Here is a 20,912-nt window from a genome sequence, read left to right as displayed (position 1 = left end):
AGATCACCCGATAGTCGCCGACCCGGATACGCCAGTAACCCGGATGGCCGACGACCGCCTTGCAGCCCACAGGCCGCGGCGTGTGCTCCAACGCGAGAATGACCTTGGCCAGCCGGTTCTGAACATCACGGGAAAGCTTCCGGAAGGCACGCTGGGCATGCGGGTCGATCTCGACCTTGTACGACTCAGCGCCCGCCACAGCGCCTTATCCTGCCGTTTGCGTACGACAGCCTTCATACCTGGTCGTCGTCGAGGTTGTCCGGATCGATCCCGAGCTCGGTCAGGAACGCCCGGAAGGGTACCGGGTCGCCGCCTTCGGCAAGCGCAGCATCAAGACACTGACGGTCGTATTCGTCCTCTTCATCCGTCGTCTCGTACACTCTGTCGATCATCGGCTCGGACACACGCTCACCTCCTTACAGCACCATGCGCCTTGAGACGCGGGTCCAGCACACCGTGATCCTAGATCGCAGTATCTCAGATCGCACAATCAAGGACCAGCGTGCCGACCCGCGACGATGGCGGGGCCGAGCCCGCGGCGGGTGTAAAAATCGCCGACGGCGGCGGGCGCGGTGGCGCGGGCCTCGGGGACGGCGACCGGGCGGGGGCTCGGCTCTCACTTGTCGGCTGGGCCTGCCGGTAGATCGGCGTGCCAGTGCCACGTCCGTGAGCGGAACGTCGGACCGTTGCTGATGGGTGCTCGCTCGCGGTGGAGAATCAGTCCGGGAGGTCACGGATGCGCAGCGTGGCGGTTGTCACAGGCGGTAGCCGTGGGATAGGCGCGGCCACGGCGATCCTGCTGGCCCGCCAGGGCTGGGACGTCTGCATCGGCTTCCGTGCAGCCGCCGAGTCGGCCGGCCGCGTCGTGGCGGAATGCGAGGCTGCCGGCGTGGCCGCGGTCGCCGTTCCCACCGATGCCACCTCGCCGGACGCCGTCGCCGCACTGTTCACGGCCGCGGACACCATGGGGCCGGTGGCGGCGCTGGTCAACAACGCGGGCATCGTCGCCGGGCCGGCACGGGTCGAGGAGATGACCCACGACCGGCTCGTAGCCATGTTCGCCGTCAACGTCGTCGGCGCCTTCCTGTGCGCCGGACATGCAATCCGGCGCATGTCGACGCGGCACGGCGGAACAGGTGGCGTCATCGTCAACGTCTCCTCGGCGGCCGCCCGCCTCGGCAGCCCCGGCGAGTACATCGACTACGCCGCCTCCAAGGGCGCCATCGACACCATGACGATCGGCCTGGCCAAGGAGGTCGCGGCCGACGGCATCCGGGTCAACGCCGTCCGCCCCGGCCTCATCCGTACTGACATCCATGCCAGTGGCGGGCAACCCGGCCGCATCGAGCGCCTCGCGACCGGCATCCCGATGGGTCGCGGCGGTGAGCCCGACGAGGTCGCACATGCGATCACCTGGCTGTGCTCACCCGAGGCGTCCTACGTCACCGGAGCGATCCTCGACGTCACCGGCGGCCGCTGATTCAACCCGATCCTTCGCCACTGACGGCTACCTGGCACTTGGTAGCCGCCTACCTGTCTCACCCGGACCCGCGGACGAGCGGCCAACCGCGACTGATCCACGAAGGGGCGCCGCTAGCAGGAACATCCGCCCCCGCACCCGCAGGTGCCGCCGCCGTGGCTGCTCGCGGCACGGACGGCGGTGCGGCGTCGCTGGTGTCGCCCCCAGAACACGACCGCGAGCACGACAAGGCCGACAGAGACGGCGAGGAGGGTCTGGTTCAGCGCCGCGGCGGCGCCGGCGGTGAGCGTTCCCGCGCCGACCAGCAGCGGGAGCGCGCAGCACGCCGCGCAGGCGGCCACGGCCAGCGCACCGGACAGCGCGACCCGCCGGGGAGAGCGCGGTTCCTCGACGTCGAACGTGCCGTCGAACTCGCCGCTGGCGAGGACGTGCACAGGCGCGGCCGGTGCCGGGCCGGGACCGCGACGATCTCCGGTGGGCAGAGTGGGCAGGGCGTTCATGATCGCCTCCTGGTGGCAGTACGGCGGGACGGGATGGCGTCGACATCGAGGTTGACGTCGCCCGGAGGGATCGGGGCGATCGCGACGAAGGGCAACGGGCACTCCGGGCAGGTGCAGTGGGTGAGGCTGTCGCAGCCGGCCTCGATCACCCCGGCGAGTGCGGTCCGGATGGTCTCGAGATGTTCGATCCTGGTGTTGATCTCGTCGAGTTTCACGACCGCACGTTCCCGTAACGCGCCGGTGGGGTGGCAGCGCCGGCCGCTGTCGAGCAGTTCGGCGACCTCGTCGAGGGTGAACCCGAGCCGCTGCGCGGCCTTGATGACGCGCAGCAGGATCACCGCCTCGGCCGGGTAGAGCCGGTGCCCGCCCGGGGTGCGCACCGGTTCGGCCAGCAGTCCCCGCCGCTCGTAATAGCGCAGCGTCTGGGTCTTCACCCCGGCCGCGGTGGCGAGCTCGCTGGTGCGCAGACCGCCCAGGCTCACCGGCAGGTCCCGGTGCACGGTCGGGGCAGTGCGGGTGAGACGGTCAACGTCAACACGAGCGACGTGGGATGGTGCACCCGGCGGGTCCGCATCCGCTCACGGCTCTCTCCTATGGTCCGGACGCCCTCCCGCGAGCGCCTCGAACTGACGGTAAGCCTGTACTCGGGTACCGGATGCAACCCCGAAGCGCCAACCATCCACAAGATCGGCGCGTGTTTGTCGTCAGGTACGCATATCGGCCCGAAAAGCGTACCCAAGAACAAACACACGCCGATCATGGCCCGTGCAGGTCGTCAACGCAGCTTACGATCAGCCGCGATGAGGGCGGCCAGCGCCGCCCCAGAGCATTCCACCAGACGCACCAGACGCACCAGACCGAGATCGCGCGACTGTGCCGCACGGACGGCTACGTCGGTGACGAGCACATGGACGGTGGCTGACAACTCGTTGTGGGCTCGGCTTTTCGGAATTGGCCTGGGCCTCCCGTTCGGTATACCGAAGGGGAACGGCGCCGTCCGTCCGTCCGTCCGCTCGTCGGCCACCAACGTGTCGCCTTCGCCGTCGCTCATGGCCCTTGACTGTAGGCCGCGCGCGCCAACGCGACATCCAGCGACATCCCGGTCCCCACCATTGCGGCGACGTCCGTGAAGAAGAAAAGCGGTGTGACCTGGTAATCGTGCCAGCCGTTCTCGATGGCGAACAGCTCCGCCGACTCGGCCGAACCAAACGTGATCGTTGTGTCACGGACCCGCCGATTCTCCCCCGAATCAAAGCGGACGACTCCGTAGAGGACGGGCAGCTGCCCGACCCCGGTCTCCTCAGCACCAGTCTCCTCAGCACCGGTCTTCGCCCTACCGCCGCCCCTGTTTGCGCTGGCTGCCGCCACCGGCCCCACCGCCCCCTCCCGCTCCGACGTCCCACCCCATCTCGCCAAACGGCAAGATTCACTACGTAAGGGTCTCCTGATCATGTGATGGTCGCGTTACCCGCAGGTGACCACCATGTACGGATCAGTAGGCCGGGTAGGCGTATCCGGACGTACCGTCCGAGTCATCGGGCACTCTTCTACTCACCCACTCACACCGGCATAGGCCCAGCCGGTCCAGCGGCGGACCTCCACCAGCATGACCGGCCCCGCCGGTCGACGTTCCCGGTACTGGCCGTACTTCGCCACCAGCCGGTCAATCGCGTCACGCCATGCGGATCCGTCCTCGACGATGCGAGCGACGCCGTCGGCACGCGCCCACCACAACTGGTTCCAGTCGTCGGCGTAATGATCGACAATCAGGCTGACTCTCGGATTGACCGCGATGTTGGCCAGACGCCGCAGAGCCGTCGAGCGCTTGGGCTTGTGGTCCACGACCATAACGATCATGTCATCGTGGAGTGCGAAGGTCACCGGTACCAGGTGCGGCTGCCCGCCCGCGTCCACCGTGGCCAGCCGGGCTACCCCGGCGGGGGCAAACCGACCGCGTGCCTCAGCAGCGTCCAGATTCATCCCCCATGCCTACCGCCACGAGCACTACCGCCACGAGCACCTACCGTTACGACAGACCTGCCGTCAGGACAGAACAGCACGCAACGATGCCCCCGCCGGCGGTCCCGACAGCAGGACGAGACAATGGAAGCATGGCTGACGCGGACGTGACGACCCCGCTGTACGGGGTGCGGATCCGGGTGGACAAGACCGGGCCGGGGGTCCATGCCGCGCTCGATCCGGAACGCCGGGCTGAGTTCGAGGCAGAGTTTCGCAACGCATTGGCGCACGCCGACAACCAGTTCGATCTGGATGCCGTCCAGGATGTGGTCGAACGATGGTGGCCGGCGGCGGTACTGTGCGCGAATCCAGCGGACGCCGATGAAGCGCTACACGGTGCGATGGGTGACGTACGCCAGCGAACAGCGTGATGCATTACACGATACGTGATGCATTACACGATAGAGGACCGCTGGTGCACCATCACCGTCCTGCGGGTCCGCTGGCTCGGCTGACACCGCCGCGGGCCTGACAGGCTTTTCGCACGCCGGCACGGGACCAGGACCGCTACCGGAGCCACCGGACGGCAGACGCCGGACTGGCGCTCCCCTTCCCACGCGCCGACGGTGCCTGGCGCGCCAAGGCCGGCGCACCCGTCACTCAAATCAGCAACCACCGAGGGTGATCGAGGACGCGACTGGGGTGTCACGAGTCGGGGACGGATGGGAACGACCCGGACACCTCAGCCGCGTCCTTAACCTACCCTGCCGATAGCAAATAGTCACTGATCGATTACAGGTGGTTCTAGCTTACACGGCGATTGGCCTCCATGTACCCGTTTTGGCGTGGTCTATCGCAATGTATTTTGCCGGAATTCGCCGTCGTCCGCGCAACGCCGGGAGGTCAATCACGGAACGTAACCAAACGCCCAATAGGAGATCTCCAGGTGGAACGCTCCGGACATGTCCGGCCGCTCCCCGGACACGGACGGGAGCCGACCTGGCAGGCGCGGTCAGATACCCAGCCGCGCCCGCAGAACACCCGCGAGCTCTCCGAAGGCCCGCCCCCGGTGACTGATCGAGTCCTTTTCGGCCGGGCTGAGCTCCGCACTCGTCCGGTCCTCGCCGTCAGGCAGGAACAGCGGGTCGTAGCCGAAACCGCCGGTCCCGCGCGGCCCGGTCAGCAGCCGTCCGCGCATCTCGCCGTGCACGACCTGTTCGGTGCCGTCCGGGGTCACCAGGGCCGCCGCGCACACGAACCCCGCGCCGCGCCGCGCCACGGGCACGTCGGCCAACTGGGCAAGCACGAGCGCATTGTTGGCGGCGTCACGCTCGGCCGCGGACACCCCAGACAGCAACCCGGCCCACCGCGCGGACAGTACCCCGGGCATCCCGTTGAGGGCGTCGACCGCAAGCCCTGAATCGTCCGCCACGGCGGGCAGACCGGTGACCCGCACGGCGTCCCGCGCCTTGATCAGCGCGTTCTCGGCGAAGGTGGCCCCGGTCTCCGGCACATCCGGGCCGTCGGGCAGTGCCAGCAACTCGACGCTGAGCCCCGCAGCCGCCAGAATGCGGCGCAGCTCGACGAGCTTGGCGCCGTTGCGGCTCGCCAGCACGACGCGCGTGGACACGACCCCACGCACCGCACGATCGTCATTGGAGGCCATCAGCGATCACCGGGGCGAGGGCCGGGTCGCCGACCGTGGCCCACCTGAGGGCACCGGACGCACCCCGGCAAGGGCCGCCCGCTGAATCTCGGTCAGTCGCGCGCATCCCTGGGCGCCCAGATCAAGCAGCCGGTCGAGCATGACCCGGTCGAACGGCACACCCTCCGCCGTTCCCTGGACCTCGACGAAGCCGCCGTCGCCGGTGCAGACCACGTTCATGTCGGTGTCAGCGCCGGCATCCTCATCGTAGGCGAGGTCCAGCATCGGCTCACCGGCAACCACGCCGACGCTCACCGCCGCCACGCTGCGGATCATCGCATCCGGACGGCCCAACCATGCGCACGCGTCCGACAAAGCCAGGTAGGCGCCGGTGATGGACGCGGTGCGGGTGCCACCGTCGGCCACCAGAACGTCGCAGTCGATCGCGATCGTGTTCTCTCCGAGCAGCTTGAGGTCGATGCTGACGCGCAGGCTGCGGCCGATCAGCCGAGAGATCTCATGGGTGCGGCCACCGATGCGACCCCGCACCGCTTCGCGATCATTGCGGGTATTCGTCGCCCGCGGCAACATCGCGTATTCCGCGGTCACCCAGCCCAGGCCGCTGCCCTTGCGCCAACGCGGTACGCCCTCGGTGACCGAGGCGGCGCACAACACCCGCGTCCGCCCGAACTCGATCAATGCGGAGCCCTCTGGATGGTCCTGCCAACCACGAGTGATCACTACTGGCCGAAGTTCGTCGAATGTCCTGCCGTCGGAACGCTTCACGACGATCGACCCTACCGGCAGGCGGCAAGGGGACCGCACGGCCGTCGCGCGCAGGCATCCTTGCGCTGGCTGACCCGGGCTGTGACCGCCGAGCGGCCACAACCCGCCACCAGTACCCAAAGACTCACGCATCGACCAATATCCACCGGACGGGACCTAGAGCTCGTAGACCGCTCCGGTCTCGGCGAGAGCCAGCGAGCCGTCGAAGGCGCCGGCCGCTTCCTCGTGACTGCGCTGCGTGTCGCCCCACGGCACGAGGTGAGTGAGCACGAGACGCCCGACATCTGCCTTGGCGGCGTGCTCACCGGCCTCACGCCCCGACAGGTGAATGCCCGGCGGGTTGTCCGGGACATCCATGTAGGCCGCTTCGCACAGGAACAGATCAGCTTCCCGGGCCAGCTGTAGCAGCTGGTCACAGGCGCTGGTATCACCCGAGTAGGTCAGGGACCGCCCGTCGGCGGTCAACCGCATGCCGAACGCCTCGACCGGATGCGCCACCCTTTCCAGATCGATCCGGAAGGGACCCACGTTCAGGCGTCCAGGACTGATCGTCTGAAAGTCGTAGATGTCAGCCAGGGAATCATCGGGCCAACGCTCAAACGCCGCGCAGAGACGTTCCTGAGTGTTGATCGGCCCGTAGACCGGAAGCTTCGGGGGCATCCCCTCGGGATGGTACCGCCGGGCGTAGGCACTCACCACAAGATCGAGACAGTGGTCGCCGTGCAGATGCGACAGGAGTACCGCATCGACGTCCCGCAGGTCGCAGTGCCGCTGTAGTTCGCCCATCGACCCATTCCCGGCGTCCACCACCAGGCGAAAGCCGTCGGACTCGATCAGATAGGAGGAACACGCCGACCGGGGTCCCGGATAGGTACCCGAACAACCCAGCACGGTGAGCTTCATCGGGCCACCCCCGCTCCCGCCGGCACGAATCCCGCCACAACGGTCCGTGGCCGTGCACCTATACGGAGCCGGGCCGACTCCGGGCAGTCATCCTGCGCGATCTCTTTCCTGCTGCTCGTCAATGTGACGCCCTCTCCCATAAAAAAGCCGATGACGCCGGTCAACAAAGGATAACGGGTGCGACCTGGGATTATTGTGTCCACATCGACTTCCTGAAATGGCGCCAGATAAGAGCGCCCGGCAATAGAGACGTGGATCAAGGAGCGGGGCCGGGGTGCGTGCATCGCGAGGCGGCGGATGGAGCCACCCTGGTGGTGGGTGGCGACCGACGACAACACAGCGAGGTGCGTGCCCCGGCCCCGCAACGCCGCATCCCTATTGCCGGGCGCTCTACGTCCTGGTCGGTACCGGCGGCTGTCGGCTGTTCGTCTCACCACGCTTTGTCTCACCACGCTTCGTCTCACCACGCTCGGCCTGGTCCATGAAGGCACGGCGGGTCACGGCCACGCGCCGGGCAGCTGCCCGGGTCGAAGAGGCGTGCGCACGAGCGCCACCGGTGGCCGCCACAGCCGCGAGAAAGACCGCCTCGGTCGGCCGGATGTCGCACGGTTCAGCACCGGCGCACCGCCTGGTTTCGACCACGGAGCCACCGGCCGACCACTGCGGCCCGGCCAGCGGTCGCGGTCGGCCAGGACCACGCCTCGTGGTACCGACGGGACGACCGGTGGAGTCGGATAGGAGCTGATCGAGGATCGCCTGCATGACGGTGTGACCGTCGCCTGCGCTGTCGAATACCCCGATGGGCGCGCCGCTCATGAGCGATCAGACTAAGCCCGAAATCGGGTTCTCACCCTGTGGCAGTGGTCACGATACCCGTGTCGAATTTTGGACACCCCGGCCCACGTAGGCATCCCAACCACTTCCCGGGCACGGGACAGAAAATCGTGACCATTACCACACCGGGTCGATGGCCAGGCAGACCCCCACGGCTTCCGATCAGGCCCAGAGCTGACCCTCCAACGCCGCCTCAGCTTCCTCCAGCGTGCCCGCGTAGGCACCGGTGGACAGGTACTTCCAGCCGCCGTCACAGACGATGAGGGCAATGTCGGCACGCTGACCGGCCCGCACGCACTTCTCGGCCTCGATCAATGCCGCATGCAGGATGCATCCGGTCGAGATCCCGGCGAAGATCCCTTCTGTCTCAACCAGCTCCCGCGTCCGCCGTAGTGACTCCTTCGGACCCACGGAGATACGGGTGGTGAGTACACTCCCGTCGTAAAGCTCGGGAATGAATCCTTCGTCAATATTGCGAAGCCCGTAGACGATCTCCCCATATCTGGGCTCCGCGGCGATGATTCGAATATCCGGTACCCGTTCGCGGAGGAAGCGTCCGGTGCCCATCAGCGTCCCGGTGGTGCCCAGGCCCGCGACAAAGTGGGTGATGGAAGGGAGATCCTCGAGGAGTTCCGGCCCGGTCGTCTCATAATGCGCCTGCGCGTTTGCCGGGTTACCGTACTGGTAGAGCATCACCCAGTCAGGATGTTCGGCGGCCATCCGCTTGGCCACGGCCACCGCCTCATTCGAGCCGCCGGCCGCAGGCGAATAGACGATCTCAGCACCCCACATGCCGAGCAGCTGACGCCGCTCAACCGAGGTGTTCTCGGGCATCACACAGATCAGCCGATATCCCCGCTGACGGCAGACCATCGCCAGCGAGATACCTGTGTTACCTGAGGTCGGTTCAAGGACGGTCGCGCCGGCGGTGAGGATGCCGCGCTTCTCGCCATCAGCGATCATCCACAAGGCCGCGCGGTCCTTGATGGAACCGGTCGGGTTGTCCTGTTCCAGCTTGGCCCACAGCCGGACATCCGGTGACGGTGAGAGCCTCGGCAGGCCCACCAGGGGGGTGTGGCCTACCGAGTCCACCAGAGAGTCGAAACGCATCAGCTCTTCTGACCTACCTGCCTGCTAGTGCTCGGGGGACTGCGGCCGCCGGTATCGTGGCGGAGCCACCGGCGACGGCGGGCAATATGGTGATCCCGCCCAAAGTCGCCGGTATCGTGGCGGAGCCACCGGCGACGGCGGGCAATATGGTGATATTGTCACCATCGGTGATCTTTGCGTCGAGACCACCGAGGAAGCGGACGTCCTCATCGTTGACATAGATGTTCACGAAGCGATGTAGCTCACCGCCACCGTCCCCGGAGACGAGCCGGCCCCGCAGACCCGGAAACCGGCTGTCGATGTCGATGAACAGCGCGTCGAGAGTGTCACCGACGCCCTCGACGACCTTGGACCCACCCGTGTAGCTGCGCAGGATCGTCGGAACGCGGACCTGGACTGCCATGGTGCTCCTCTCGGTGTTGCACGGTGTTGCACGGTGTTGCACTGTCTCGCTCGTCACCGCCGGACGCGACCAAACGCCTTATCATCACCTCTGCCGGGACGACGTGTCCCATCCCACTGCAACCGCTGACCATGCCGGTTCGGCGGTCGCCCGGAGAATCGACGCGGGGGGAACACAGTCAGCCACCCAGCACAACGTCGTGAACGCCTCAGAGGATTTCCACGGGCTCCTCGGTGACGACTTCGTCGACGATGCGAAACGACCGGAACTCGGTCCGCTCGGAGTCGCGGGTGGACGCGAGGACGTAATGGGCACCCGGTTGCGAAGCCAGCGAGATATCCGTCCGGGAGGGGTACGCCTCGGTGGCGGTATGTGAGTGATAGATCACTACCGGCTCCTCGTCCCGGTCGTCCATCTCACGCCAGACCGTGAGCTGCTCCGCGGAGTCGAACCGGTAGAACGTGGGTGACCGCTCCGCGTTCTCCATGGCCACGAAGCGCTCCGGACGGTCCGAGCCGGCTGGTCCCGCGACGATCCCGCAGGCCTCATCGGGATGGTCTCGTCGGGCATGGGCCACGATGGCCTCATAGACCGCTCGTTCGATACGCAGCACGGACCCACCGTATGACGAGTGGCATCGGCGACGGGATGCCATCAGGCTGACATGGTGCGCAAGACCCGCCGGCGTCACAGCAATACGTGCACGAGCTGGTCCTGCATGTCACCGAGGAAGAGGTACAACTCGACCACAGGTCTGCGAGGATCGTCACCCTCGATCGCGTAGAGAGCCTCGGCGGAGGCATCGTCGGACAGGTTGAGCCGGGTACCGAACACCAGTCGCAGATCATTGAGGGTGACCAGCCAGTCCTGGACCTGGTCGTCATCGAGCACGGTCCGCCCGCCGGTCGCGGGGACGGTGGCCAGCACCCTGCGCGCGGCCGCGCGCTTGCCCGCACGGAGGTCGTCCGACGTTCGCCTACGGTAGTCGGCGCCGGCATCGGGATCGTCGGGATAGGCGTCCGGCAGGAGCCGCGCCACGGCCGGGTCATCCGGCGGCGGCGGCGCCACGGCACGCAGCCCGACGATCGCCTCCAGTGGGTCGTCCACCGGTGGCGGCTCCAGCAGCGCGTCGATCTGGCCGATCAGCTCGATCAGGAGCGTCGCCTCCAGCGGACCGAGGGCTACCTGGATCCCGTCTCTGGTACGACTGAAGCCGTTGGACACGCTCTCCCGCCCAAGATCACAATTGATCGATCGAAACCCGCTGCCGGCGCAGAATAGTCCTTCTAGTCCTGCGCGATCGTGGCCCACAGGCCGTATGCGTGCAGACGGGTGGCGTCGCGCTCCATCTCCTCCCGGGTGCCGGCGGACACGGTGGCCCGACCCTTGTGGTGCACGTCGAGCATGAGGGCCTTGGCCTTGTCCCGACTGAAACCGAACAGCTTCTGAAAGACATATGTCACATACGACATCAGGTTCACCGGATCGTTCCAGACGATCGTGACCCAGGGTCGGTCGTCCTCGGTGGTCTCGTCAACCTCCGAGATGTCTTCGGGCACGACAGTGGCAAGTGGCACGACCTCTATTGTGACGCGTCGACGATCCGCCTTCCCCCCGACCGCCGCACACCGGGCCGCCCGCCGTCCGACGTCAGAAATCCCGATTTGTACCGGTTCGACCCGGAACGCGAACACCGATCGGCCAGGGTCCGTAAGAGCGCCCGGCAATACGGGCGCTCTACCCTGGTCGGGATGGCCACGCCTACATCGCCGTCCATGCGCTCTTCCGCGCTGGCATCGACGGCCCTGCTGACCGATCACTACGAGCTGACGATGCTGCAGGCCGCGTTATGGTCCGGAGCGGCATCGCGCCGGGTGGTCTTCGAGGTGTTCACCCGAGCCCTACCGCCCGGCCGCCGGTTCGGTGTGGTGGCCGGCACCGGACGCCTGCTGGCGGCGCTTGAGTCGTTCCGCTTCGGACCCGAGGAACTCACCTTCCTGCGCGACGGTGGGATCGTGGACGATTCCACCGCGGACTACCTGGCCGGGTACCGCTTCGGCGGGGATATCCAGGGCCTCGCCGAGGGTGAGCCGTTCATGCCGAACACCCCGGTGTTGGTCGTGGAAGGCAGCTTCGCCGAGTGCATCCTGCTGGAGACCCTGGTGCTGTCCGTGCTCAACCACGACAGTGCGATCGCCGGCGCGGGTGCGCGGATGGTCGCCGCAGCGGCAGGCCGGCCATGCGTCGACATGGGCTCACGCCGTGCCCACGAGCAGGCTGCCGTCGCCGCCGCCCGAGCCGCCTACCTGGTCGGGTTCACCTCCACATCCAACCTGGAAGCGGGCCGGCGGTGGGACATCCCGACCACGGGAACGGCGGCGCACGCGTTCACCCTCGTCCATCCGTCCGAACGCCTGGCGTTCGCAGCCCAGGTCGCCGCACTCGGCGTCGACACGACGCTGCTCGTGGACACCTATGACGTTCCCGCAGCGATCGCGACCGCGCTCGAGGTGGCCGGCCCGGGGCTCGGCGCGATCCGTCTCGACAGCGGTGACCTCGGCCTCACGGCCCGGGCCGCCCGGGCGCAGTTGGACTCGTTCGGCGCGCAGAGTACCCGTATCATCGCGACCGGCGATCTGGACGAGCATGTCATCGCCCGGCTCGCGCACGCTCCGGTCGACGGCTACGGCATCGGCACGAAGCTCGTCACCGGTTCGGGGGCACCCACCGCCGGGTTCGTCTACAAACTCGTCGAGGTGGACGGGACGGGCGTTGCCAAGATGTCAGTGGGCAAGAGCACCAAAGGATGGCGCAAGCGGGTGAGCCGCCGCCACGACCGCAACGGGGTTGCGGTCGCGGACGTGATCACGATCGACGCCGCCGGCTCCCCCACGCCGACCGGTGACCAACCGACCGGTGACCAACCGACCGGTCCCGGCGCGCACGGGACCGGCCTGCGCGAAACCAGCCTGGACCGCCGCCTCCTGGTCCCGCTGGTGCGCGGCGGAGTGATCCTGGACGCAGGGCGGACCAACGCGCACGGGCTGCTCGCGGCTCGCGCACACCATGAGGCAACGCTGGCGAGCCTGCCGGTGGACGCCCGGTCAATCGCCTTCGGCGGACCGTGTCTGCCGGTCATCGCCGTCGGGGCGCCCACCGGGCAACATTGAGGCCGTGACGGCAGGCATGACCGGACCGCAGACACCGCCGCACGACGCGGCGGAGATGTTCCCCGGGCTGGCGATCGCGGTGAGTGTGGACGTCGTCCTGCTGACATTGCGGGCCGGCCAGCTCTGCGTACTGGTCACGCAGCGCGGCTCCCCACCGTTCCAGGACGACTGGGCGTTGCCCGGTGGCCTCGTCCGGGTGGACGAGGACCTTGACGCCTCGGCCCGTCGCCAGCTCACCGAAGAAACCGGAGTCGCCGCTTCGGGTCATCTTGAGCAGCTGCGGACCTATGGGTACCCGGACCGCGATCCGCGGGCCAGGGTCGTCAGCGTGGCCTACCTCGCGCTGCTGCCGAACCTGCCGCCCCCGCCGGGAGCTGATCGCGACGGCCCGAGAGCCCGGTGGTGGCCGGTGGAGGATCTCGGGTCGGCGGACGGCCCGACGCTCGCCTTCGACCATCCGGCGATCGTCGCCGACGGCATGGAGCGGGCACGCAGCAAGCTGGAGTACACCCCGCTCGCCGCGGCCTTCTGCGAAGAACCGTTCACCTTGGCGGAGCTGCGTCGCGTCTACGAGGCCGCCTGGGGAGCTCCGCTGGACCCCCCCAACTTCCGCCGCAAGGTGCTGTCGACAACGGGGTTCGTGGTGCCGGTGGGTGCCCGGGCAGCGCCGCGTGGTGGGGGACGGCCTGCCGAGCTGTACCGGCGGGGCTCGGCGACCGCGCTGCATCCCCCGTTGTTGCGCCGGACGGTGTGACCCCGACACCAAGACCGGGGCTCACCACCGACCGGTGCCGGCGGCGGCCCGCATGAGATCGTTGTCCGCGTGGATCCCAGTAATGCCGGAATATTTATCGTGGTGGTAGGTGGAGCGCTGTGCGCGCTCCTGCTGCTGGCCGGTCGCGCCGGACGAAGCCTCGCCAAAGATCTCTGGAGCCGGATGGGTCTCCTGCGCTGGATCGTCCTGCTGATCGCCGTTGTCGTTCTTCTCGATCTCGCTGACGGTGCCGTGAACCGTTAAGAGCGCCCGGCAATAAGAGCGCCCGGCGACAGGGGCGCCCGCACAAGGATGCGCCTCGCACGCTCATGAACAGAACGCGCTAGTAGCTTTACACACAGCAGCGGTGCTCTTTAACTGGAAGCAACCATTTTGTTGCCATGGGCTAGGAGATGTCTAACTAGTTATACTGAAATTCCAGCAACCCCAAAGTAGGACGAAAGGACCGCGGGTGACTGGTCAACCATGGCTGTGGACGCCTCCACACCAGACATCGCGTCCCGCAGGCGTGGGCCCGCTGCTCCGCTCCTACCGGCAGACCTACGGACTCACCCAGCAGCAACTCGCCGAACGGCTCGGCTTCGACCAGTCCTATGTCTCAAAGGTCGAAAGCGGCCGCCGCGCGATCCACGACATCTCCACGCTTCGCCACATCGCCCGCAGACTCTCGCTGTCACCCGAGGACGTAGGCCTGGCCGCGGGCTCCCTTGCCGAGGGCCGCCGGGACGTCGCGGCCGCCAACCCCCTGGCGGACCGGGTTGCGGCGAGCCAGCGCGCATGGCGACTGACACGCGACCACCTCAACCATCACCGGATCAGCCTGGCCCGCGCCGCCGCCCAGCTCTATCCCGAGACCTACCGCCTCGGTAACGGCCTGCTGACCCGGCCGGGCTGGATGTGGGATGCGCCGGTCGACATCGCCGACATCGAACTGGAATGGTCGGACACGGCGAGTCCGCCGACCGTGTCGGGCGCCGGTACCGACACCGAACACGTACGCCCGCTCACCGCCGACGGGTCTGCGTTCGGCACCTACACGCGGGCCATGCGCGACCTCGACCGGCCCACCCTCTTCGAGAACCGCCTGAGCTTCCGACTGCTGGACGCCATCCGCCCCGAGGGTGGCGGGTGTCCACAGATGTCCTTCGGACACACCACCTACTTCGACGCCCTCGACGTCTGCGAGTCGGTCGCGCACGAGACGGCCGCCGCCATGCTCGGTGGCGGGCTGTCCTGGCCGGCGCTGCCCTTCCGGCGCGGCATCGGAGACCCGTTCGACCTGGGACGGCGGGTCGCGCTGCCCTCGATCAACACACTGACCATCCGTCATGACACCACCCGAGCCAGCTTCGTCCTGCACCGACGCAGTGCCGGCTCGGTCGCCACCGCCGGTGGTGTTTACCATGTCCTACCAGCCGGGGTGTTCCAGCCGTCAGGGATCTCCGCCTCCCACCATCGGACGGACTTCAATCTGTGGCGCAACATCATGCGTGAGCTCAGCGAGGAGCTTCTCGGTAATGCCGAACACGATGGCAGCAGCTCCACACTGATCGACTACGACAACAGTGAACCCTTCCGTTCACTGGAGCGGGCCCGACGCTCCGGCGGTGTCCGGGTGTGGTGTTTCGGCGTAGGCCTTGATGCGCTGACGCTCTTCGGTGAGATCCTGACTGTCGTGATCGTGGACGCTGACGTGTTCGACACGCTGTTCAGCGGGATGGTGCCGATCAACGCCGAGGGATCCGTCGTCACCACGGGCCCTGGTCGGCGCGCCTGCGACGGCATCCCGTTCACGCCGGCGGCTGTCCGCCGGCTGATCGAGCAGGAGCCGCTCGCTCCCTCAGCGGCGGCCTGTCTGGAACTTGCGTGGCGCCATCGCGGAACGCTGCTTCCGGGGTTGCACATGCGGGCCACGTCCTGAACGCGCCGGGGCCATGCGTGTTCTCGTAACCGGCGCGGCCGGTTTTGTGGGCGGGGTTGTCGCCGACACCCTCGCTGCGGCTGGCCATCAGGTCACCGCCCTCATCCACAACGAGCTGCCGCCTCCCCGACTGGCGTCGGGCACTGAGATCATCAGCGCCGACCTGTTGGAGATCGACGAACTCGCGGCGGCAGGCATCGACCGTGGGTTCGACGCGGTCTGCCACCTCGCCGCGCTGACCCGGGTGCGGGAGTCCCTGCGTGACCCACTGCGGTACTTCGCGGTCAACGTGACCGGCACCGTGAACCTGCTGGGTCTCCTCGAACGCGGCACCGAGGTCAGCGGGATCACGCCGATCGTCGTCCTGGGTTCGAGCTGCGCGGTCTACGGCACACCGGAGACCCAGCCCATCCCGGAGACCCAACCGCCGGCACCGACGAACGCCTATGGCGCCTCCAAGCTTGCCGCCGAGCAGATCCTCACCCACCAGGCGGCGACCGGTCGCATCGGCGCGGTCGTGCTCCGGTCCTTCAACATCGCGGGCGCCGCGGGCGTGCACGCGGACAGGGACGGGACCCGCATCATTCCGGCGGCACTGGCAGTGGCATCGGGTGCGTCCGATGTCTTCGGCGTCAACGGGGACGGCGCGGTGATCCGCGAGTACGTGCACGTCGCCGACATGGCCGATGCCTACCTCGCGGCGTTGGACGCCGTGGCGCCCGGCCAGAGCGAGATCTTCAACGTCGGCACGGGCGTCGGCGTCAGCGTCGCGGACGTTCTCGCGGCGGTCGAACGCGTCACCGGCCGCACCGTCCGGCGGGTACGCCGGCCACCGGCGGTCGAGCCGCCGATGCTGGTCGCCGACAGCCGCCGGATCCGGGCGGAGCTGACCTGGCGCCCCACCCGCTCGACCATCGACCGGATCGTCGCCGACGCATGGGACCACGCGGCCCCGCGGGCGTCCGTCCAGATGATCGGTCAGGGCGGCTGAGTCGGCGGGCAGCTATGATGTAGGCGACATCGGCGATATGGACGGATGTGTCATGAGTGCTGCTGCGATACTCGCTCCCGCCTGACCGCGTCAGGTAGGAGCGCATCGATCAGAGAAAGCCCTCGGCGAAGTCAACGCAGAGCACGCGTCCATGTCGGGCACTAATCTGACCTACGCTGATCGGGGCCGGTCAGCCGCGCCGGGACCAACGCGTGTCGGACCACCGGCTGTTGCCAGCACCGCAGCGCATTCTGGGGGAGAGACACAGGGTGGATAAACAGCCTGCGGGTGGACAACGCCCTCGGCCGACGTCTCGAGTGGTCGTCGACGTGGTACGCGCGGTGCGCGGCTGGGTTGTGGCGATCGCGGGTGGAGTGCTGCTGTTCGGCTGCTACCTGGGTGTCTCCGCAGAGACCGATCCCGGACGTCAGCTACCCTACTTCGCCTCCGGCGGGCTCGGCGGGCTCGCCCTCGTCCTGCTCGGTTGCGCGCTGCTGGTCGCCGACCAGATCGACGCCACCTCGAAGGGCGACCGCCGGAGCGACCATCAGGTCGACGACCTGCACAGGCTTATCGTCGCCGCAGCCGGCGCGGGACCAGCCCCGTCCGCCGGTGCCGTCAGGGGCACGGCCCCTGCTGGAACGGGCGCGGACAGCTACGACGACGGGGGGTTGTTCGCGGTACCCGCAGGACGAACCTACCATCGTCGCACCTGCGACATGATTGTCGGGAAACCGGCGCAGCCCGTGGACCCGGAGCAGATCGCGGCACGTGGCCTGACGGCGTGCACCATCTGCGAACCAAAGATCGCCGCGTGAGGCCAGCGGGCCAGCCCCCGCGGCCGCGGCGGGAGGACCGGCGGTGACAAGCATCGACCTGGCATTCGCCGGAGTCTCCATCGGCGCGATCGCTGCACTTTCCGGCATCGGCCTGCTCATCACCTACCGGACGAACGGTGTCCTCAACATCGCTCAAGGTGGCATCGCCGCACTGGTCGCCTACATCTTCCGCGAGATGGTCGTTGACTGGGATCTGTCGATCTGGGTGTCGGCGCTGCTCTGCCTCGCGGTGATCTCACCGGTGATCGGTCTGTTGCTCGAACGGCTCGTCTTCCGCCCGCTCGCCCGCCGGCGCGCCTCCGCCGCCGAATCCCTGGTGGCGAGTCTGGGCGTGCTGGTCCTGACCGTCGGAATGACCGCTGGGATCTGGGGGCTGGGTTCTCGCGGAGACGCGCCGAGTCTGTTCCCAGCCCGCGCGGTCGTGCTGCCGGGTGACAACCGCATCGGTGTGGACGCGCTCGCCGAACTGGGCCTGGTCATCGCCGTGTGCGTGGCCCTCGGGGTCATCACGAACCGCACCCGTTTCGGTCGGCAGGTCAAGGCGGTGGTGGACGACCGCCAGCTCGCCGAGCTTTCCGCGATTCCGGCCGACCGGGTCGCGGCTGCCGGCTGGGCCGTCGGTACCACCCTCGCCGGGTTCACCGGCATCCTGCTGGCACCGCGGCTGCAGCTCACCCCGTACGGACTCACCCTGCTGGTCCTGGAGACCTTCGCGGTGGTCGTCGCCGCCCGCCTGTCCAGCATGCCCGGTGCGGTCATCACGGCCCTTGCCATCGGCATCCTGCAAAGCGAGCTGAGCCAGTTCCAGGTGACCGGCAGGTTCGCGGCGCTGTTCCTCGCCGTGCAGTCCAACCTGTTCGTGGCCGCGCTACTCATCCTACTGCTGCTGGTCCCCCGATTGCGCGAGCTCGGCGGAGACGCCGGTTCCACCGGCCGCTTCTCCAGTCGTGGCGCGCCGCCGTCGCGCCCGCCGGGCCCCGGCGGACAGCGCCGCGATGTTCTGGGGAAGCTGGGCGGCGCGGCGCTGCTGCTGGCTCCCCTCACGTTCGCCCCGGCAGACCTGCGCAATGCCTTCACCGTGCCGGCCATCGCTCTGATCTTCCTGTCGCTAGTGATCGTCACCGGCTACAGCGGACAGGTCTCGCTGGGCGTGGCCGGCTACGCCGGGCTCGGCGCGCTGCTGTCCGCCAAGCTCACCGCCGGTGAGCTTTTCGGGCTGCCGGCGCTACCCGGCCTTGTCGCCCTACTACTCGGCGCGCTGCTGGTCGCCCCGGTCGGCCTGCTCACCGGCTACCCCGCGATCCGGCGACGGGGTCTCACCCTCGCCCTCACGACGTTCGCGGTGGGCGCGGTCGTGTCCCGCTTCGTGTTCCAGCAGCAGACGTTCGTCTCCAAGTTGCATGTCACGCCACTGTCCATGGCCCACCACACGTTGTCCGACCGCTGGTTCTACATCGTCGAACTCGCCTGCCTGGGTCTGGGCGTGCTCGTGGTCCGCAACCTCCATGAAGGGCGGCTGGGCCGGGCACTGCTGGCGGTGCGCGATCACACCGAGGGTGCGGCCGCGGTCGGCGTCGACGTCCGCAACCTCAAGCTGCTGTCGTTCACCGTCTCCTCGGTCGTGGCCGGGCTCGGCGGTGCCCTGCTGATGCTTGGAACCTCCTCCTTCGACGCCGAAACGTTCTCCCCGCTCAACAGCCTGCTGTGGTTCACCGCGGTCGTCGTGTTCGGCGCGGACAGTGCTGTCGGCGCCGTTGTCGCGGCCGGTTTCATCGTCACCATCGACACGCTGGCCCCGGCCGGTTCAGCCACCCTCGCCGTCGGCATCCTCGCCCTTGCTCTGGGCTGGCTGCCAGGTGGGCTCATCCCCGCCGCCCGGGGCGTGGTCACGTTCCTGGACAGCCGTCTTGCCGAGGACCGTACCGAGGCCGCCGGGCCGCTGCCCGTCCCGAGCGGGATTCGATCGTCTCTCCCATCCGCCGGGCTGACCGCCGGCACCGTCGTCGCGGTGCCGGTCAGATACCCGTACCCGTCGAGCGCGAATGCGACCACGTTGACCCCGTTCGGCCAGGCCCTCGCAGCCCGGGTGCGGGCGGTCACGCGCCCGGAGGCGCTGACGCACTCGAAGGCTTCGGCCCGCTCGGAGGCTCTGACGAGTCCGGGGATGACGCCGTGAGCCGAGCCGAGCTGCGCGGCCGCGGGCTGGTTCGCCGCTACGGCGGGCTCACCGCGGTCGACAAGGTCGACATAACCGTCGCGCCAGGCAAGGTCACTGGACTGATCGGGCCGAACGGTGCCGGGAAGTCGACGCTGTTCAGCCTGCTCACCGGGGTGGAAAAACCGGACAAGGGCACGGTCTCACTCGGCGGACGCAACATCACCCGGATGTCCCCGGACGTCCGCGCCCGCCGCGGTCTGGTGCAGACCTTCCAGGTGCCGTCGCTGTTCTCCAGCATGACCGTCGTGGACAACCTCCTGGTCGGCGCCGAGAACAGGCGCCGCGACTACGCGGGTGGGCTGTTCGGGCTGACACCACACGGCACCGTCAGAGCCCAGCGGATGGTGACCCGCACGCTCGATTCACTCGGTCTCACCGGCATTGCGGACGTGACCGCGGGGACGCTGTCAACGGGTGCGCTGCGCCTGGTCGAGTTGGCCCGTGCGCTGTGCGCCCGTCCGGATGTCCTCCTGCTGGACGAGCCCGCGAGCGGCCTCGACGGGCAGGAAACCGAGCGGCTGTCCGCGCTGCTCCGCCAGGTCGCCGCCGAAGGGGTCGGCGTCCTGCTGGTCGACCACGATGTCGAGCTGGTCTTCTCCGTCACCGACCAGGTGTACGCGATGGTCGGTGGACGCATCGTAGCCGAGGGCGAACCGTCCGCTGTCCGCGACGACCCGACCGTCCGGTCCGTCTACCTTGCCCAGGGGCCGCTGGCATGAGTGCCGAACTGATACTCACCGGAGCACGGGCCGGCTACCGCACCATCGAAGTTCTGCACGGTCTCGACCTGACCATTCCGGCCGGCAAGGTCACCGCGCTGCTCGGGGTCAACGGCGCCGGCAAGAGCACCACGCTGCGGGTGCTCGCCGGCGTGTTACCACTACGGTCAGGATCGTTGACCTGGCGTGACAGGACGATCACCAAGATGTCCACGGTGGACCGCGCCCGAGCGGGCCTCATGCTCGTGCCGGACGAGCGGGCGGTGTTCGCCAGCCTCACCGTGCGGGAGAATCTTCAGATCATCGTGGAGGCGTCGGGCCATCGGGACATCTCGCCGGCGCTGGAAGCCTTCCCCCGTCTGGGTGAGGCCAGGCGGCTCACCCAGCGAGCCGGGACCCTGTCCGGCGGGGAACGGAGGATGCTCGCCCTCGCCCGCGCCCTGCTGGCCCGCCCCAAGGTACTGCTCGTCGACGAGCTGTCACTCGGCCTCTCACCGAAGATCGCGAGCGAACTGTTCGAGTGGCTGGCAACCGTGGCCGTCGGTGGCACAACGGTCGTGCTCGCCGACCAGTACACCGAAGAAGCCCTGAACCTGGCAGACGTCGTCTATGTGCTGCACCGCGGCGAGTGTTCGTTTGTCGGCGATCCCGCCGAGCTT

The 20,912-nt window shown here is 68.1% G+C and carries 27 protein-coding genes and 1 pseudogene; 12 read left to right on the top strand and 16 right to left on the bottom strand.

What is annotated here, in order from left to right:
* Nucleotides 1–199: type II toxin-antitoxin system RelE/ParE family toxin (locus tag U9983_RS18675; RefSeq protein ID WP_322755267.1), on the bottom strand; the 199-nt coding region annotated here is incomplete at its 3' end.
* A gap of 34 nt (nt 200–233) precedes the next feature.
* Nucleotides 234–404: a hypothetical protein gene (locus tag U9983_RS18670; protein WP_322755266.1), complete on the bottom strand. Its 171-nt coding sequence runs from the start codon at nt 402–404 to the stop codon at nt 234–236.
* 98 nt (nt 405–502) lie between these two features.
* Between U9983_RS18670 and U9983_RS18665 the strand changes: the two genes are divergently transcribed.
* On the top strand, nt 503–643 hold the full coding sequence (locus tag U9983_RS18665) for a hypothetical protein (protein WP_322755265.1): 141 nt from the start codon (nt 503–505) through the stop codon (nt 641–643).
* A gap of 93 nt (nt 644–736) precedes the next feature.
* Nucleotides 737–1,480, top strand: a complete 744-nt coding sequence (locus U9983_RS18660; protein WP_322755264.1) for an SDR family oxidoreductase — start codon at nt 737–739, stop codon at nt 1,478–1,480.
* 113 nt (nt 1,481–1,593) lie between these two features.
* Here the strand turns inward: U9983_RS18660 and U9983_RS18655 are convergent, their stop codons facing one another.
* The 5 genes from U9983_RS18655 to U9983_RS18635 all read right to left on the bottom strand — a co-directional run bounded on the left by U9983_RS18655 (nt 1,594) and on the right by U9983_RS18635 (nt 3,960).
* On the bottom strand, nt 1,594–1,980 hold the full coding sequence (locus tag U9983_RS18655; RefSeq protein WP_322755263.1) for a hypothetical protein: 387 nt from the start codon (nt 1,978–1,980) through the stop codon (nt 1,594–1,596).
* Nucleotides 1,977–2,462, bottom strand: coding sequence for a MerR family transcriptional regulator (locus U9983_RS18650; protein ID WP_322755262.1), 486 nt, complete (start codon nt 2,460–2,462; stop codon nt 1,977–1,979). The genes U9983_RS18655 and U9983_RS18650 overlap by 4 nt, the downstream gene beginning before the upstream one ends.
* A 293-nt stretch (nt 2,463–2,755) precedes the next feature.
* Nucleotides 2,756–3,031, bottom strand: coding sequence for a hypothetical protein (locus U9983_RS18645; RefSeq protein WP_322755261.1), 276 nt, complete (start codon nt 3,029–3,031; stop codon nt 2,756–2,758).
* On the bottom strand, nt 3,028–3,348 hold the full coding sequence (locus tag U9983_RS18640; protein WP_322755260.1) for a hypothetical protein: 321 nt from the start codon (nt 3,346–3,348) through the stop codon (nt 3,028–3,030). Before U9983_RS18640 ends, U9983_RS18645 begins: the two co-directional genes overlap by 4 nt.
* 183 nt (nt 3,349–3,531) lie before the next feature.
* Nucleotides 3,532–3,960 (bottom strand): TIGR03668 family PPOX class F420-dependent oxidoreductase, encoded by a 429-nt coding sequence (locus tag U9983_RS18635; RefSeq protein WP_322755259.1) that lies wholly within the window; start codon nt 3,958–3,960, stop codon nt 3,532–3,534.
* 131 nt (nt 3,961–4,091) lie between these two features.
* On the opposite strand from U9983_RS18635, the gene U9983_RS18630 reads away from it, so the two are divergent.
* The gene (locus U9983_RS18630) at nt 4,092–4,370 is read left to right on the top strand and encodes a DUF6247 family protein (protein ID WP_322755258.1); all 279 of its coding nucleotides are present in this window, start codon (nt 4,092–4,094) and stop codon (nt 4,368–4,370) included.
* A 581-nt stretch (nt 4,371–4,951) separates the two neighbouring features.
* Here the strand turns inward: U9983_RS18630 and rdgB are convergent.
* The 9 genes and pseudogenes from rdgB to clpS form a co-directional block, all read right to left on the bottom strand.
* Nucleotides 4,952–5,569 (bottom strand): RdgB/HAM1 family non-canonical purine NTP pyrophosphatase, encoded by a 618-nt coding sequence (gene rdgB / locus U9983_RS18625; RefSeq protein ID WP_322755257.1) that lies wholly within the window; start codon nt 5,567–5,569, stop codon nt 4,952–4,954.
* Nucleotides 5,570–5,611: 42 nt separating this feature from the next.
* Nucleotides 5,612–6,370, bottom strand: coding sequence for a ribonuclease PH (gene rph / locus U9983_RS18620; RefSeq protein ID WP_322755256.1), 759 nt, complete (start codon nt 6,368–6,370; stop codon nt 5,612–5,614).
* Nucleotides 6,371–6,526: 156 nt separating this feature from the next.
* On the bottom strand, nt 6,527–7,273 hold the full coding sequence (locus U9983_RS18615) for an MBL fold metallo-hydrolase (protein WP_322750943.1): 747 nt from the start codon (nt 7,271–7,273) through the stop codon (nt 6,527–6,529).
* Nucleotides 7,274–7,362: 89 nt separating this feature from the next.
* Nucleotides 7,363–7,506 (bottom strand): annotated as a pseudogene (locus U9983_RS18610) (glutamate racemase); the annotation flags it as partial.
* Between the two features lie 763 nt (nt 7,507–8,269).
* A complete protein-coding gene (locus tag U9983_RS18600) occupies nt 8,270–9,217 on the bottom strand; it encodes a PLP-dependent cysteine synthase family protein (protein WP_322755255.1) in 948 nt (315 codons plus the stop codon).
* 13 nt (nt 9,218–9,230) lie between these two features.
* Nucleotides 9,231–9,620 carry a MoaD/ThiS family protein gene (locus U9983_RS18595; protein ID WP_322755254.1) on the bottom strand — a complete coding sequence of 130 codons (390 nt, stop codon included), beginning with the start codon at nt 9,618–9,620 and terminating at the stop codon, nt 9,231–9,233.
* 208 nt (nt 9,621–9,828) lie between these two features.
* The gene (locus U9983_RS18590; RefSeq protein WP_322750940.1) at nt 9,829–10,233 is read right to left on the bottom strand and encodes a M67 family metallopeptidase; all 405 of its coding nucleotides are present in this window, start codon (nt 10,231–10,233) and stop codon (nt 9,829–9,831) included.
* Between the two features lie 74 nt (nt 10,234–10,307).
* On the bottom strand, nt 10,308–10,844 hold the full coding sequence (locus U9983_RS18585; protein WP_322755253.1) for a DUF2017 domain-containing protein: 537 nt from the start codon (nt 10,842–10,844) through the stop codon (nt 10,308–10,310).
* 62 nt (nt 10,845–10,906) lie between these two features.
* Nucleotides 10,907–11,197 carry an ATP-dependent Clp protease adapter ClpS gene (clpS, locus tag U9983_RS18580; RefSeq protein ID WP_322750938.1) on the bottom strand — a complete coding sequence of 97 codons (291 nt, stop codon included), beginning with the start codon at nt 11,195–11,197 and terminating at the stop codon, nt 10,907–10,909.
* A gap of 174 nt (nt 11,198–11,371) precedes the next feature.
* Between clpS and U9983_RS18575 the strand changes: the two genes are divergently transcribed.
* The 9 genes from U9983_RS18575 to U9983_RS18535 form a co-directional block, all read left to right on the top strand.
* Nucleotides 11,372–12,790: a nicotinate phosphoribosyltransferase gene (locus U9983_RS18575; protein ID WP_322755252.1), complete on the top strand. Its 1,419-nt coding sequence runs from the start codon at nt 11,372–11,374 to the stop codon at nt 12,788–12,790.
* A gap of 16 nt (nt 12,791–12,806) precedes the next feature.
* Nucleotides 12,807–13,544: an NUDIX hydrolase gene (locus U9983_RS18570; protein WP_416211439.1), complete on the top strand. Its 738-nt coding sequence runs from the start codon at nt 12,807–12,809 to the stop codon at nt 13,542–13,544.
* A gap of 69 nt (nt 13,545–13,613) precedes the next feature.
* Complete coding sequence (locus U9983_RS18565; RefSeq protein WP_322755251.1) at nt 13,614–13,808, top strand: hypothetical protein; 195 nt, start codon at nt 13,614–13,616, stop codon at nt 13,806–13,808.
* A gap of 208 nt (nt 13,809–14,016) precedes the next feature.
* Entirely contained in the window at nt 14,017–15,486 is a 1,470-nt protein-coding gene (locus U9983_RS18560) for a helix-turn-helix transcriptional regulator (RefSeq protein ID WP_322755250.1), read from the top strand.
* Between the two features lie 13 nt (nt 15,487–15,499).
* Nucleotides 15,500–16,477, top strand: coding sequence for an NAD-dependent epimerase/dehydratase family protein (locus U9983_RS18555; protein ID WP_322755249.1), 978 nt, complete (start codon nt 15,500–15,502; stop codon nt 16,475–16,477).
* 317 nt (nt 16,478–16,794) lie between these two features.
* The gene (locus tag U9983_RS18550; protein ID WP_322755248.1) at nt 16,795–17,295 is read left to right on the top strand and encodes a hypothetical protein; all 501 of its coding nucleotides are present in this window, start codon (nt 16,795–16,797) and stop codon (nt 17,293–17,295) included.
* Nucleotides 17,296–17,338: 43 nt separating this feature from the next.
* Nucleotides 17,339–19,492 carry an ABC transporter permease gene (locus U9983_RS18545; protein ID WP_322755247.1) on the top strand — a complete coding sequence of 718 codons (2,154 nt, stop codon included), beginning with the start codon at nt 17,339–17,341 and terminating at the stop codon, nt 19,490–19,492.
* The gene (locus U9983_RS18540; protein ID WP_322751354.1) at nt 19,489–20,253 is read left to right on the top strand and encodes an ABC transporter ATP-binding protein; all 765 of its coding nucleotides are present in this window, start codon (nt 19,489–19,491) and stop codon (nt 20,251–20,253) included. Before U9983_RS18545 ends, U9983_RS18540 begins: the two co-directional genes overlap by 4 nt.
* Nucleotides 20,250–20,912: ABC transporter ATP-binding protein (locus U9983_RS18535; protein ID WP_322755246.1), on the top strand; the 663-nt coding region annotated here is incomplete at its 3' end. The genes U9983_RS18540 and U9983_RS18535, both read left to right, overlap by 4 nt.

The sequence above is a fragment of the Protofrankia sp. Cas3 genome, assembly GCF_963555955.1.
Taxonomy (GTDB): domain Bacteria; phylum Actinomycetota; class Actinomycetes; order Frankiales; family Frankiaceae; genus Protofrankia.
The sequence above is the reverse complement of the archived record's forward strand: the minus strand, read 5'-3'. Positions and strand labels throughout refer to the sequence as shown.